The 14,652-nt window shown below is 35.6% G+C and carries 11 protein-coding genes; 3 read left to right on the top strand and 8 right to left on the bottom strand.

Translation table 11 applies throughout. The annotated features are described in order from the left end of the window. Positions 1 to 5: 5 nt before the first annotated feature. Complete coding sequence (locus P375_RS02840; RefSeq protein ID WP_018345590.1) at positions 6 to 1,418, top strand: alanine/glycine:cation symporter family protein; 1,413 nt, start codon at positions 6 to 8, stop codon at positions 1,416 to 1,418. 59 nt (positions 1,419 to 1,477) lie between these two features. On the opposite strand, the gene prlC is transcribed toward P375_RS02840, so the two are convergent. From prlC to P375_RS02805, 7 genes are all read right to left on the bottom strand, one after another. Further along, positions 1,478 to 3,517 carry an oligopeptidase A gene (gene prlC / locus P375_RS02835; protein WP_039134117.1) on the bottom strand — a complete coding sequence of 680 codons (2,040 nt, stop codon included), beginning with the start codon at positions 3,515 to 3,517 and terminating at the stop codon, positions 1,478 to 1,480. 119 nt (positions 3,518 to 3,636) lie between these two features. Continuing rightward, on the bottom strand, positions 3,637 to 4,614 hold the full coding sequence (locus tag P375_RS02830; protein WP_039080735.1) for a 2-hydroxyacid dehydrogenase: 978 nt from the start codon (positions 4,612 to 4,614) through the stop codon (positions 3,637 to 3,639). Positions 4,615 to 4,626: 12 nt separating this feature from the next. Further along, positions 4,627 to 5,571, bottom strand: a complete 945-nt coding sequence (locus P375_RS02825) for a sugar kinase (protein WP_039134114.1) — start codon at positions 5,569 to 5,571, stop codon at positions 4,627 to 4,629. Positions 5,572 to 5,580: 9 nt separating this feature from the next. Then, positions 5,581 to 6,585, bottom strand: a complete 1,005-nt coding sequence (locus tag P375_RS02820; RefSeq protein ID WP_039134111.1) for a LacI family DNA-binding transcriptional regulator — start codon at positions 6,583 to 6,585, stop codon at positions 5,581 to 5,583. 14 nt (positions 6,586 to 6,599) lie between these two features. Further along, on the bottom strand, positions 6,600 to 7,874 hold the full coding sequence (locus P375_RS02815; protein WP_039134108.1) for a TRAP transporter large permease: 1,275 nt from the start codon (positions 7,872 to 7,874) through the stop codon (positions 6,600 to 6,602). After that, on the bottom strand, positions 7,871 to 8,353 hold the full coding sequence (locus P375_RS02810) for a TRAP transporter small permease (protein ID WP_039134105.1): 483 nt from the start codon (positions 8,351 to 8,353) through the stop codon (positions 7,871 to 7,873). Before P375_RS02810 ends, P375_RS02815 begins: the two co-directional genes overlap by 4 nt. 2 nt (positions 8,354 to 8,355) lie before the next feature. After that, positions 8,356 to 9,363 (bottom strand): TRAP transporter substrate-binding protein, encoded by a 1,008-nt coding sequence (locus P375_RS02805; RefSeq protein ID WP_039134102.1) that lies wholly within the window; start codon positions 9,361 to 9,363, stop codon positions 8,356 to 8,358. A 219-nt stretch (positions 9,364 to 9,582) separates the two neighbouring features. Between P375_RS02805 and P375_RS02800 the strand changes: the two genes are divergently transcribed. After that, positions 9,583 to 10,410, top strand: coding sequence for a MurR/RpiR family transcriptional regulator (locus tag P375_RS02800; protein ID WP_026210925.1), 828 nt, complete (start codon positions 9,583 to 9,585; stop codon positions 10,408 to 10,410). A 53-nt stretch (positions 10,411 to 10,463) separates the two neighbouring features. On the opposite strand, the gene P375_RS02795 is transcribed toward P375_RS02800, so the two are convergent. After that, positions 10,464 to 12,368: a bifunctional 5-dehydro-2-deoxygluconokinase/5-dehydro-2-deoxyphosphogluconate aldolase gene (locus P375_RS02795; protein WP_039134099.1), complete on the bottom strand. Its 1,905-nt coding sequence runs from the start codon at positions 12,366 to 12,368 to the stop codon at positions 10,464 to 10,466. Positions 12,369 to 12,710: 342 nt separating this feature from the next. On the opposite strand from P375_RS02795, the gene iolD reads away from it, so the two are divergent. Continuing rightward, the gene (gene iolD / locus P375_RS02790) at positions 12,711 to 14,645 is read left to right on the top strand and encodes a 3D-(3,5/4)-trihydroxycyclohexane-1,2-dione acylhydrolase (decyclizing) (RefSeq protein WP_039134096.1); all 1,935 of its coding nucleotides are present in this window, start codon (positions 12,711 to 12,713) and stop codon (positions 14,643 to 14,645) included. Positions 14,646 to 14,652: the final 7 nt, after the last annotated feature.

Below are 14,652 nucleotides of genomic sequence, written 5' to 3'. Positions count from 1 at the left end.
CAATAATGGAAATTTTCCACCAACTAATTAAAGACATTAATGATCCTCTGTGGAATATCGTCACAATTATGTTGTTAGGTGCAGGGCTTTATTTCACATTATCAATGTTTTTTGTCCAAATTCGCCTACTGCCGCAAAGTATCCGCGAAATGCTTGGCGCTCGCAATGTCGATAGAAAACACGCCATCAGCCCGTTTCAAGCCTTTGTTACCGGTTTGGCAAGTCGAGTTGGGGTCGGTAACATTGCCGGCGTATCATTAGCCATCACCTATGGCGGCCCCGGCGCGGTATTTTGGATGTGGGTAACAGCGCTGCTTGGAATGAGCAGTGCATTTGCCGAGTCCTCTTTAGCGCAATTATTCAAGGTCAAAGATCTCGCCGGTCATTTTCGTGGCGGTCCGGCCTATTATATTACCGCCGGCTTAAAACAGCGTTGGTTCGGCTGGCTCTTTGCGATCTGTTTGATCGTGACTTATGGTTTTGTATTTAACGCCGTACAATCAAACACGATTGCGGAAGCTGGCAACGGAGCTTGGGGATGGACACCGGAAGCCACCGGCGTTGCATTAGTCATTCTCACTGCACCAATGATTTTTGGTGGCATCCGTAGAATTTCTAAAATCGCAGAAGTTTTAGTGCCATTGATGGCATTACTCTACATTGCAATGGCTGTTTTTATTTTGTGCAAAAACGTTTCGTTATTGCCAACCACTATTCATCTCATTATTTCTTCCGCATTCAATTTTGATGCTGCCGCCAGCGGTTTTTTCGGCGCAATATTTTCTCAAGCAATGATGTATGGTATCAAACGCGGACTCTACTCCAACGAAGCCGGTATGGGGTCTGCACCTAATGCGGCGGCAACTGCAGATGTCGATCATCCCGTCAGCCAAGGCCTGATCCAAATGTTGGGGGTTTTTGTTGATACTATCGTTATCTGTACCGCAACTGCCGTCATTGTGTTACTTTCCGGCGAATCTATCTCCTCCGGCATTACCGGCGCGCAATTAACTCAACTTGCTATTGAGCATCAGGTCGGTGCTTGGGGGAAAGATTTCCTTGCTTTAATTTTATTTATGTTTGCCTTCTCAACCATTATCGGGAATTACGCCTATGCCGAAGGAAACATTAAATTTATTAAAAACAACCCGACAATGATTATGCTATTTAGAATGTTGGTCCTCGTGATGGTTTATTTTGGTGCTGTGCAAAAAATGCAATTAGTGTGGGATATGGCTGATACTTTTATGGGGTTAATGGCAATGATTAACTTAATTGCCATTTTATTGCTTTCTCCAATAGTCTGGTTGCTTTTAAAAGATTACCAACAACAGTTAAAAACGACAAAATCTCCTATATTCAAGGTTGAAAAATATCCTCATTTAGCCTCTCGAGTTAAGGCGAATATTTGGCGTTAACCAATAAAAATGGCAGGTTCATTTCATTATTGACCTGCCATTTTATACTCAGTTTACAATTAACTATTTATTCCCTTATGCCTTAACAACGCATCCAACTTAGGTTCGCGCCCTCTAAAACGTTTAAACAGTGCCATCGGTTCTTCTGATCCGCCTTGCGTTAAAATATTATCTAAGAATGATTTTCCTGTTTCTGCATTGAAAATGCCTTCTTCTTCAAAACGGGAAAATGCATCTGCCGATAATACCTCTGCCCAAAGATAACTGTAATAACCAGCAGAATAACCGCCTGCAAAAATATGACTGAAGCTATGAGGTGTGCGCACCCAATCAGGTGTTTGGAAGACTGCCACATCCTTTTTCACCTCTTTTGCAATCTGTTGTAATTGATCCTTTTTATTCGGATCAAATTCATAGTGCAGACGGAAATCAAATAGACCAAATTCCAACTGGCGCAATACAAACATCGCTGCGTGGAAATTTTTCGCCTTAATCAATTGTGATAATTTCTCTTTCGGTAATGGTGCGTGCGTTTGATAATGGCCGGAAATAAAATTCAACGCCTCTTCTTCCCAACACCAATTTTCCATAAATTGGCTTGGCAATTCGACCGCATCCCAAGGCACACCGTTAATGCCGGAAACGTCACCGGTTTCAATTTTCGTCAACATATGATGAATGCCGTGCCCAAATTCGTGGAACAGCGTTGTTACTTCATCGTGAGTAAACAATGCTGGTTTATCGCCTACCGGACGATTAAAATTGCACACTAAATAGGCCACCGGTTTTTGCAATGAGCCATCCAATTTCCGTTTGCGACTGATGCAATCATCCATCCAAGCACCGCCACGCTTATGTTCTCGCGCGTAAAGATCCAGATAAAAACTTCCTCTGATTTCCCCAGTTTCATCAATCAAATCAAAAAAACGAACATCCGGATGGTAAGTATCTACATCAAAACGCTCTACTGCCTTAATCTTAAAAATCCGTGAAACCACCTCAAATAAACCAGATAATACGCGATTTTCTGGGAAATATGGTCTAAGTTCTTCATCATTAATAGCAAAAAGTGCCTGTTTTTGTTTTTCACTGTAGAACGTAATATCCCAAGGCTCTAAATGCTCAATACCAAAATGGTTTTTACAAAATTGCTGCAATTCAGCAAATTCTTTATCGCCTTGTGCTTTAGAACGTTGCGCAAGATCGGTTAAGAAATCCAGCACCTGTTTCGGGCTTTCCGCCATTTTAGTCGCCAAAGATAAATCAGCATAGGTTTCAAAACCTAACAATTTTGCCAATTCATATCGCAACGTCAAAATCTCCTGCATAATCGCAGAATTATCCCATTTGCCTGCATTTGGCCCTTGATCGGATGCTCTTGTGGTAAATGCTCGATACATCTCTTCACGCAATGCTCGATTTTCACAATAAGTCATCACCGGCAAATAACTTGGAAATTCTAGCGTAAAACGATAGCCTTCCACCCCTTTGCTCTCTGCCGATGCTTTTGCAGCCAGAAACGCACTCTCAGGCAAACCGGACAATGCTTGCTCATCAGTAATAACTTTATCCCACCCCATTGTGGCATCCAGTACATTATTGCTAAATTGCGAACTTAATTCCGATAAACGCGCAACAATTTCTGCATAACGTTGTTGCTGTTCAGCCGGCAATGAAATCCCGGATAATTCAAAATCACGCAGACTATTTTCAATTGCTTTCTTCTGATCTTTCGCTAAGGTTTCAAATTCGGCGCTATTTTTTAACTGTAAATAAGCTTGATACAAACCTTGATGTTGCCCAATCCAAGTGCTGTATTCAGAAAGCAACGGTAAACACGCTTGATACGCTTCTCTTAACTCCGCACTATTCTTAACCGCATTTAAATGCGCTACCGGCGACCAAGCTTTACTTAAACGATCATTCACTTCTGATAGTGGAAGATAAAAATCGTGCCAAGTAAATTTGCCTTGTTTTAACACTTTCTCAACCGTATCTCGACACGCTTGAATTAACTTCGTAATCGCTGGTTGAATATGTTGCACTTCTATCTTAGAAAATTGAGGTAACCCTTGAAACTCAAGTAATGGATTTGACATTGTTATTATCCTTTTTCATACAAACGTAATTGTTGTAATTGGGGAAAGTTTGAGGGATTTCAAGGGGAGTGAGAAAAAACAAAACCTCCTAAATCTAACTATCTAGGAGGTTTCACTTATTAATTTACATCGCTATTCACTAAATTCTTCTTTGGTTTTGCTACTTTAAATGCCTCAATTAAATTATAAACTGCTTCCTTTGCCATATTATATCTTGTTTCATAAGTCGCCGATCCTATATGCGGAGTGATTACCACATTATCTAATTTCAATAATTCCGAATCTAATGGTAAAGGTTCTTGTTCAAACACATCTAAACCTGCCGCTAAAATACGTTTCTCTTTTAATACTTCTATTAACGCATTTTGATCAATTATCTTACCTCGACCACCATTAATCAAAATTGAAGAAGGCTTCATCAATAATAATTTTTCTTTATCAATCAACCGTTCTGTTTCTTTTGTTAATGGCAAAGTAATACAAACAAAATCAGATAACTTCAATAATTCATCTAGACTACACCATTTAGCCCTATAATGATTATCTACTTCAGGTTTTCTGCTTCGATTTGTATATAGAACTTCCATATCAAACCCTAAATAAGCCCTTTTTGCCACAGCTGCACCAATTTTTCCCATTCCAACAATACCTATTTTTTTATGATGCACATCTGTTCCAAATAGAGATTCATCAATACTCTTTTTCCATTTTCCCTGATATATAAAATTTGATGTTTCCACTACTCGTCTGGCTGTTGATAATAATAATGTAAAAACTAAATCTGCTGTAGTATCCGTTAAAACATCGGGTGTATGCATTAATCTTATACCTTTTGCTGTTAATTGCTTAACATCAAAATTATCATAACCTGCTGAAATGGTAGAAATAACTTTTAAATTATTAGCAATATCTAAAATATCCCCTTTTAGATCAAAACTAGAACCAATTAATCCTTCTGCAGAAGGTAGTTGATTAATAAATTCAGAATAATTCTCTTCATTAATTTTATTAAAAAATACTACATCAAAATTATCCTCTAAAAGATTTAGCAGATCAGTAGGAATTTTTTTATATAAAATAACTTTTTTCTTTTTCATAATGTTTAGATCCTATATATCATATTGTGATAACTGCTCTCTATTTGGTAAACCATCATTATCACCAGGAAATTGAATAGCCAAAGCCCCAAAAAAATTTCCTCTTTTAGCAGCTTGCTCTAATGTTTTATTTTCTAATAACGCACTAATCACACCTACAGCAAAAGCATCTCCAGCACCTACAGTATCGACAATATTCTCAACTTCAAGTCCTGGTACAACACCTTCATCCCCAATTAAATCTCTAAAATAAGCTCCTTTTGAACCTAACTTTATAATAACTTTTTTGGCTCCATTTTTTAGATAAAAATCAGCAATATCTTTACTAGAATTATATCCTGTTAATATCTTTCCTTCATTAATTCCCGGTAAAACAATATCTGCTTTAGACGCTAAATAATTAATCTTTTCTCTCATAAGATTTTCGTTTTTCCAAAGGACAGGGCGAAGATTAGGATCAAATGAAATGACTCCAGATTCACTACGAACCTTCTCTATCAAATATTCCGCTACTTCAAAACAACTATCCGATAAAGCTGGGGCAATCCCTGTAATATGCAAAAATTTAGTATTAACTACTTTATCTAAATCTGAAACAGATAAATAACTTGCAGCAGATCCTTTTCTAAAATATTCAACCTCCGGATCACCATTTATATTTTTCAATTTAGATTTTAATTGAAATCCGGTTCTATGATTATTATCCACCCTAACAAAATCACTATTAATACTTTCTTTATTTAAATAATTTAATATTGATCTACCAAAAGAATCATCTCCTATTCTACTCATCCAACTTACATTAAATCCTAATCTAGCTATGCCTGTGGCAACATTCAGTTCTGCTCCAGCAATTCCTTTACTGAAATAACCCACTTTATCCAATGTTTTTTCTTCTTCTGCGATAAACATTATCATTGCTTCACCAAAAGTCACTACATCAAAGCTGTCTTTCATATTTAACCTCTATAATTTTGTGGAATCTCTTTCAATTAATTTTCCTGAATAAGTGATAATATTTCTTTCTACAACAGACTTATTAATCCTATTTATTAATAATTTACAAGCCATATAACCAATATCATAAGTAGGCTGTTCTAATACAGATATTCCGCCTGGGATAATATTACTCCAATTAGGGTTATCAAATGTAATAAATCCAATATCTCTACCCACTTTTATCTCTAACTTATTAAGTATAGATAATAAATTAAATGCGACTTTTCCATTTACAGAAATAATAACTATCTTTTTATCCTTATTTTTAAGAAAAAAACTTAAAATCTCATCTTTTAAAAAAGAAGAATCTTCTGAATTATCTACTTCCAGAACTTGACTTACCACATTAATATCACTTGGAATAGATTCTTTAAATGTTTGTGTTCTAATTGATCTCGCTTGGCTTAAATGCACATTCTCAGTCACAAATAATAGCGCATTAAATTTCTTATTTAGTAGATAATCAATCATTATTTTAGTAGATTTTTTATTATCCAACCCAACAAGATCACATTTATAATTAGATATTTCTCTATCTACAGAAACAACCGGAATACTATAAGAAGAAAGAATGTAATTTTCTATCTGTAGACTTTGAATAATTACTCCCTCAACTTGATAACTAGATAACGATTTTAAAATTTTTGTCTCTCTTTCAAAACTATCATTTGTATTAAACAATAACAACGCATAGTCATTTTCAAAAGCATATTTTTCTGCACCTTGAAATAATTCAATTGAATAAGGATTATTTATATCAGATACAATCAGTGCAATCAGTTTAGTATTTCCCCTTTTTACACCTTGTGCAATTTGGCTAGGAAAATAATTTAATTTTTCAATTGCTTGTTCTATCCTAACTACAGTATCCGGAGCAATTAAATTAAACTTTTTATTTAAAAATCTAGATACTGTAGCTTTACTTACTCTTGCTAATTTTGCTACATCATTTATCGTCGCTTTTTTTTGCATATCTCGTAAAATAATTAACTAATAACAATATCACTTAACAGAATACTTGGGATAAATATAACAACTGCTAATACTACTAAAATAATTGCTATATATGGTAAAACTGCTTTAAATGATCTATCTATAGATAATCCACCAATTACACTAGAAATTAGCAAACACAATCCATAAGGCGGTGTAATCAATCCTATAGATAATGTAATAATAATTACAATACCTAACTGAACAGGATCAACACCAATAGATTGAGCCACAGGATAAATGACAGGAACAAATAATACCATTGCCGGAATAGCATCCATAAATGTTCCAATGAATAGGAAGAATAAAATAATTAATAAGAAAAATACATATTCTCCACTATATAAATTGCTAAAAAATCCAGCAACAATATGGTTGATTCTCATATATCCTAAGAACTCTCCCAATGCAGAGGCTGCTGCCAGTGCAAATAAAGATAAACAACTTAGCTCTAAAGTTTCTATTAATATTTTAGGAATATCTCTATAACTAATTGTTTTATAATAATACGCACTCACTAAATAGGCATAAATCGCTGAAAATGCCGCTGCTTCAGTTGCAGTAAATATACCGAATACAATGCCTAAGATAATAATTAATGGCGTTAATAATGCTGGCAATGATTGCTTAAAAAGTTGCCAAAATAGAGATAATGTTATTGGTTTTTCTTTCGGCAAGTGTTCTTTTATTGCAACATAATAAACAAAAGCCATCATTCCAAGACCAATTAATATTCCTGGTAATAATCCACCAATAAATAACTTACCAACAGAGGTATTAGTTAATCCGGCATAAATAACCATAGTAATACTCGGAGGAATAATACTGCCTATGGTCGAAGATGCCGCAGTAACGCCCACAGCCATCTCTTTACTATAGCCTTTATCTATCATATTAGGGATCAATATTTTTCCTATTCCCGCTGTATCCGCTTGAGATGAACCACTTACTCCGGCAAATAGCATAGAAACTAAAACATTTGCGTGTCCCAACCCTCCTGGATATCGTCCCACGATACCTAACGAAAAATTGATTAATTTCTTTGAAATATTTCCTCTATTCATAATAGAAGCGGTTAAGATAAATAAAGGAACAGCTAATAAAACATAAGAATTTAAACCATAAAACATTTTCATTGGAATAACTGTATACGGGACATTGCCAATAAGAACAACGCCAAGCAAAGCAGAAATAGCAATAGAATATGCAATAGGAATTCCAATAAATATAAATAATATGAATAATATAGTAATCGCTAAAAGTGTCATTGTTTCTTCCTTATCAGCAAGCTCATTTGCTCAAAGCAATCTTCTAATAAAAATAGGATAATACTTGAAAAAGTAATTGGTAAAATTAACCAAACATATCCCTGTCTAAAGGCAGGGATAGTGACCCATTTAGAATTCCAAAATGATGAAGTGATTTCAGCTGAATAAATAAGACATACTATTGAAAAACATAATATTATCCCATTCTGAATAAGTGATAATACACATTTATATTTTTCTGACTCTATTTTATTTTTTAAGAAAGAAAAGCTGAAATGTCTTTTTTTCCTAGTCATTACTGCCGCACCCAATAACATTGACCAAATAAAGGCATTGACTGAAAGCTCTTCTGTCCAAATAACGCTGATATGGAAATAGCGACTAATAACTTGTATAAATGTTGTAACTACAAATATTGAAAGAAAACAAGCACTAATCACGAGCTCCAATTTAGCTATGAAATCAATTATCTTATGCATAATTAATCCTTAGCTAATTTTCTAATTTGCTCTATCACATCTACCATATTATGTTCTTTACCCCATTTATCTTGAATTTCCACAGCTTTTAGAACAAATGGTGTAGTATCAAGACTATTAACTTTTGCTCCATCAGCGATAGCTTTTTCTTTATAATTTTTTTCTTCCACATATACTGCATTTCTTTCAGCATCTGTCGCTGCTTTCATTGCATTTTCAAATACTTCCTTATGTTTATCATCTAATTTATCCCACAATCCTGCACGTACTAACAAAAATCTTGTTGTATAATCGTGACCTGTTTCAGAAATATATTTACCATTATTTGTTTTATGATGTTCCATTGGAACTAAATAAGGATAAGCATTTTCAGCACCATCAACGACATTACTACTTAATGCTTGATATAACTCTGCCCAAGCAACAGATGTAGGAATTGCACCAATGCTAAGCCAATAATCGGAAACCACTCCTGATGTTTGAGTTCTTATTTTAAGTCCTTTTAAATCTTCTGGCTTGAATACTGGTTTCTTGCCATACCAATGACGAACACCGGCAGTCCAATAACTTTTCACATAATATTTTTTACCTGATTTTTCATAAATAATATCTGCGATCTTTTTACCAATATCGCCATCTACCACTTTTTCCCAGTGTTTATAATCGTTAAAAAGATAGAGTAGAGAAAATATATCCACCTCATCAATTCCTAATGAGGTCATAAACCCTGGTGAAACTAAAACAACATCAGCACCACCTAAGATAAGTTTTTCAACTAACTCATTTTCATTTGTACCAATAGTTCCTGCATGCACTTCAATATTAAATAATTGTGATTTTTCCGCATCGTCTTTAAGTTTTAACATTCCTGTCTGGTATGGACTATCAAGGTTTGTTTGATTATGTGCAACAACAACTTTTACCTTTCCTGTATCTGAACCACCTTTATCATCACATCCATTGAGTAACACCAAAGAAGATAACAACAATGCCAAAATTGATTTTTTCATAAGGAACTCCCATTAATATAATGATTAAATTTATACTTAACCTATTATGAAACCGGTTTCATAACAATAAGCAAAGTAAAGAAAGGTGATCACTATCACAAAAAAACTGATACTTTTTATTAACTAATCTATTCCAAATATTCAAAACACCTTTCCAATTTTTATCTAGATACTTTAGAATATTGCTTACATTTCCATCATTACCGATGCTTTTTTATTATGAATACATCAATGAAAGTTGAAGAATTAGAAAATAAAATTAGAGAACGTTACGACAGTTTAAGTAAACGATTAAAACAAGTTGCCAAATATATTTTAGATAATCCAAATAGTGTTGTTTTTGATACTGTTGCCGTCATAGCTGAACGAGCGGATGTTCCTCCTTCTACCTTAATCCGTTTTGCCAATGTATTTGGTTTCAAAGGTTTCAATGAAATGAAACAAATTTTCAAAGAAAGCTTAATGGAGTCAACTGCTGATTACCAAGAACGTGCGGAGTTATTCCATAAAATGGGGGAAAAAAGAAATGAGCAAAGTAGTCCTGAAAATATTCTCGCCGTTTTTTCACACGCCAATGCTACAGCGCTCACGCAATTATCTAATAGCATTGATCCAAAACAACTCAATGAAGCTGTAAAATTACTGGATTCTGCTAATACAATATTCATTATCGGCTTAAGACGTTCATATAGTGTGGCGTGTTATTTAAATTATGCCCTACATCATCTCAATCGCCGCTCCTTTATTATTGATGGTTTAGGCGGAATGTTTGAAGAACAATTAAATGTTATAAAACCGGGAGATGTGGTCGTCGCAATCAGTTTTTCACCTTATGCCAAAGAAACACTTAATATTTTGGACTCTGTAGCTAAAGCTGGAATTAGACAAATCGCGATTACAGACAGTCAGTTAAGCCCTTTAGTCAGTTTTAGTGATATCGCGTTCATTATAAAAGAGGCTCATATCAATGGATTTCGCTCACAATGTTCAACAATGAATCTTGTGCAAAGTTTGGCAATTTCACTTGCTTTTAAACAAAAATCATAATAAAAACGGCTAATTTCCCAACAAAATTAGCCGTTTAACACATATAATGATAACTAATCTTTATACTTTTTCCATAAATGAATCAACCGCTGATATTTTTCACGAACAGACTTCATTAACACATCATCATTAATTTCATTTGCTAACCATTTGGCTGACGCTTCTGCAAAAATAGTTCTTCCAACTGCAAATCCTTTGACGATATCTGCATTAGCGGCTTCTTTAAAAGTTTCATCAAAGACACTTTCCGGCGCATCTAGACCTAAGATCAAGACGCCACGACAATAAGGATCATTGGCTGAAATCACCGCTGTAAGCTGCTGCCAAGTGACTGATTTTAACCCCGGCAATTTCCACCAATCCGGTTTTATACCTAATTGATACAAATGACGAACAACATCAAGATAATAGCTCTCTTTTTGTTCCATTGTTGATGGTAAAATGATCTCTAACAATAATTCGTGACCTGTACGACAACAAGCCTGATACACCTCAAGCAATTTTTTATCCTGAGCTTGTTTCATTCCTTCATTATCATTTGGATGATAAAAAACCAAACATTTCACAATATGCTCTTTAGGCCAGGATATTAATTGACTACCCAAATCACCGTGCTCCAACGCCAATGGTCGTGAGGCAGGTTGTTCTATCGGACGACCAATCCACCATTTTTTTCCGGTAATTGCATTTAATACATCTTGTCCATATGTAGTATCTGCCAAAATCCCTGCCTGACCATTTGCAATTCCCTCTTCTGCTGCTGTTTGCTCTGCGGCTTTCAACAATAATTTTTTCAGCTCAGGGATTCGATGAAGATCCGCCCCACATTTCTTCGCCATTTCCTCAAGTTGTAAACGATGATCGAAAGCAAAAATACAGACATTATCCCATTGTTGCTTTCTAGTGGTAACACGATGTAAATGATTCAATCTACTATCAAGATCTGGTCTAGGAACACTCTCAGCTCGAGATAAATAATCATCTAATTCAGTTTTTGTTGGCATTGCCGGAGCACAACCATGACGAGATACCACTAAAGCCCCACACGCGTTAGCATAACGGCACGCCTGTTCCCATCCTTCTCCATTAACATAACCGCGCAATAGCCCGGACATAAACGCATCGCCAGCACCCAACACGTTCAAAACAGCAACACGAACACCATAAACATTCAAGCCACCATCTAGATCATTAGGAATATCCCCCTCAAAGACAGAACATCCTGATGCTCCTCGCTTACATACTAAAGTCGCCTGACTATATTTACGGACATTCTTCAATGCTGTCAAAGTATCTGTTGATCCCCCTGCAATGTGGAACTCCTCTTCTGTTCCAACCAATACATCAAAATGATGTAATACTTCTTGTAAAGATTTCGTTACCGCTTCAGAATCAATATAACGGGTTTCGCCATCACCTAGAGAAGTCAATCCCCAAAGCACTGGACGATAATCAATATCTAATAAACGTTTTGTTCCATTTCGTCCAGCATATTCTAAAGCGGTTAAAACTGCTTGACGTGTTTTAGGATGAGAAAGATGCGTACCTGTAATGGCTAATGCTTTTGCTGAGGCAATGTATTCTTCATCAAAATCATCCGCTGTGATCGCCATATCTGCACAGTTATCACGATAAAAAATAAGAGGAAATGTTTCCTTATCTTTGATTCCTAAAATAACTAATGCAGTAAGACGCTCTTTATCAGTAATTAAATGACTGGTATCCACACCAACACTTTGCAACTCTTCTCGCAAAAAACGCCCCATATGTTCATCGCCAACTCTTGCCAACATCGACGACTTCAGACCTTGAATCGCCGTTCCATAAGCAACATTTCCTGATGATCCCCCTAAATATTTCGCAAAACTACTCGCATCCTCCAAACGAGAACCAATTTGTTGTGCATAAAGATCTACCGCAACACGGCCTAAACAAATCACATCTAATGTTTTAGACATTTTGTGCCTCCTAAAAATCAGTGCCACTTCACATTTAAAGAAAATAAAAAATCTATTAATTTTAATTTTAGAATAAAAATTTCAAATTTCCACTTTTTATACTCTTTTTTGCGAGAGAGATCTCAAAATTTTTCATTTTTAGAGCAAAAAAGAACTACTTTTCTATTAAGTCAACAGAAAAATAACTCAATTATGCCTTATATTTATGCAATTTTTTTTAAAATAGTTGATCCATCTCTCAAAAATGAAATTTATATTTCATATTTCGTTTTATTGGAAAAAATTTTGAGTAGAATAACAAGCAATAAATCTTAATTGAAAAAACGAATTAAGGAGAAGTCAATGAAAACTCAACGCCTTACAGTTGCGCAAGCACTAATAAAATTCTTAGATAATCAATACATTGAAGTCGATGGGAAAGTCACAAAATTTGTGAAAGGAATCTTTGCCATCTTCGGTCATGGAAATGTGCTTGGTTTAGGTCAAGCATTAGAACAAGATAGTGGTGAATTAGTTGTTCACCAAGGACGTAATGAACAAGGTATGGCTCATATTGCTACTGGATTTGCTAAACAAAAATTGAGAAGACAAATTTATGCTTGTACTTCTTCTGTAGGTCCAGGCGCCGCCAATATGATTACTGCTGCAGCAACCGCAACAGCAAACCGCATTCCACTATTATTATTACCTGGCGATGTTTTTGCTACACGTCAACCCGATCCTGTATTACAACAAATAGAGCAATCTTATGATTTAAGTATTAGTACCAATGATGCCTTTCGTGCAGTGAGTAAATATTGGGATCGTGTTACTCGCCCTGAACAGCTAATGAGTGCTTGTATTAATGCTATGCGAGTTCTTACTGATCCTGCTGAAACAGGTGCTGTAACCATAGCTTTACCACAAGATGTTCAGGCTGAAGCTTACGATTACCCCGAATACTTCTTTGCAAAACGTATCCATCGCATAGAAAGAACTCAAGCAACAGCAGCAATGTTGTCTCAAGCGGTTGAATTGATTAAACAAAAGAAAAAACCTTTAATCATTTGTGGTGGAGGCATACGCTATTCTGAAGCAGCCCAAGCACTTAGAACCTTTTCCGAAACCTATCAAATTCCATTTGCTGAAACCCAGGCTGGTAAAAGTGCTATTGTTGCCGACCATCCACTGAATGTAGGAGGTATCGGTGAAACCGGTTGCCTTGCTGCGAATTTATTAGCTAAAGAAGCTGACTTAGTTATTGGCATCGGTACTCGTTATACTGATTTTACAACATCTTCTAAATGGATTTTCCAAAATGAAAATGTTGAATTTCTAAATATCAATGTCTCCCGTTTTGATGCTTATAAACTTGATGGCATTCAAATTACTGCGGATGCAAAAGCAGCATTACAACAATTACAACCTCTTCTTGCCGATTATCAAGCTCAATGGGGTTCACAAGTGACTAATGCCAAACAACAAATGACCGAAGAATTACAACGTGTCGCACAAGCTACTTATTCAGAAAACTTTATTCCTGAAGTCAATGACGCATTACCTAATCGAGATAAGATTTTTGCAGAATTCATTAAATTAACCAATTCTTGTCTTACCCAAAGTCGCGTGCTTGGCATATTAAATCAACAACTTACAGAAAACGATATTATCGTCGCTGCCGCTGGTAGTTTACCAGGTGATTTACAACGAGTATGGCAACCTAAAGGCGAAAATACCTATCATCTTGAATATGGTTATTCTTGTATGGGATATGAAATTGCAGCATCTTTAGGTGCAAAATTGGCGGAACCGGATAAAGAAGTTTACACCTTACTTGGTGACGGTTCTTATCTAATGCTACATACAGAATTAGTCACCGCAGTACAGGAACATAAAAAAATCAATGTCGTGCTATTCGATAATATGACCAACGGTTGTATCAATAACCTACAAGTTGGTCACGGTATGGATAGTTTCTGTACAGAGTTCCGTTTTAGAAATCCAAATACAAACAAACTTGACGCAGGATTTATCCCTATTAATTTTGCAATGAATGCAGAAAGCTATGGTTGCAAGGGTTATACAGTCCATAACGAACAAGAGTTTATTGCTGCACTGGAAGACGCAAAAAAACAATCTGTTCCAACTTTAATTGATGTAAAAGTATTGCCTAAAACAATGGTTCATGGATACGGTAGTTGGTGGCACGTTGGCGTAGCTGAAGTTTCAACTAAAGAGCGTATTCGTCAAGCCTATTCAAATTCGCAATTACGCATCAATGAAGCGAGACGTTATTAAAATTTAT

It is taken from the genome of Gallibacterium genomosp. 2, assembly GCF_000771895.1.
GTDB lineage: Bacteria > Pseudomonadota > Gammaproteobacteria > Enterobacterales > Pasteurellaceae > Gallibacterium.
This window is presented reverse-complemented; position numbering and strand designations above follow the sequence as displayed.

Excerpts from the sequence above, each read along its gene's own strand:
- P375_RS02840 (WP_018345590.1), top strand. The coding sequence starts at position 6 with ATGGAAATTTTCCACCAACTAATTAAAGACATTAATGATCCTCTGTGG.
- prlC (WP_039134117.1), bottom strand. The coding sequence starts at position 3,517 with ATGTCAAATCCATTACTTGAGTTTCAAGGGTTACCTCAATTTTCTAAG.
- P375_RS02830 (WP_039080735.1), bottom strand. The coding sequence starts at position 4,614 with ATGAAAAAGAAAAAAGTTATTTTATATAAAAAAATTCCTACTGATCTG.
- P375_RS02825 (WP_039134114.1), bottom strand. The coding sequence starts at position 5,571 with ATGAAAGACAGCTTTGATGTAGTGACTTTTGGTGAAGCAATGATAATG.
- P375_RS02820 (WP_039134111.1), bottom strand. The coding sequence starts at position 6,585 with ATGCAAAAAAAAGCGACGATAAATGATGTAGCAAAATTAGCAAGAGTA.
- P375_RS02815 (WP_039134108.1), bottom strand. The coding sequence starts at position 7,874 with ATGACACTTTTAGCGATTACTATATTATTCATATTATTTATATTTATT.
- P375_RS02810 (WP_039134105.1), bottom strand. The coding sequence starts at position 8,353 with ATGCATAAGATAATTGATTTCATAGCTAAATTGGAGCTCGTGATTAGT.
- P375_RS02805 (WP_039134102.1), bottom strand. The coding sequence starts at position 9,363 with ATGAAAAAATCAATTTTGGCATTGTTGTTATCTTCTTTGGTGTTACTC.
- P375_RS02800 (WP_026210925.1), top strand. The coding sequence starts at position 9,583 with ATGAATACATCAATGAAAGTTGAAGAATTAGAAAATAAAATTAGAGAA.
- P375_RS02795 (WP_039134099.1), bottom strand. The coding sequence starts at position 12,368 with ATGTCTAAAACATTAGATGTGATTTGTTTAGGCCGTGTTGCGGTAGAT.
- iolD (WP_039134096.1), top strand. The coding sequence starts at position 12,711 with ATGAAAACTCAACGCCTTACAGTTGCGCAAGCACTAATAAAATTCTTA.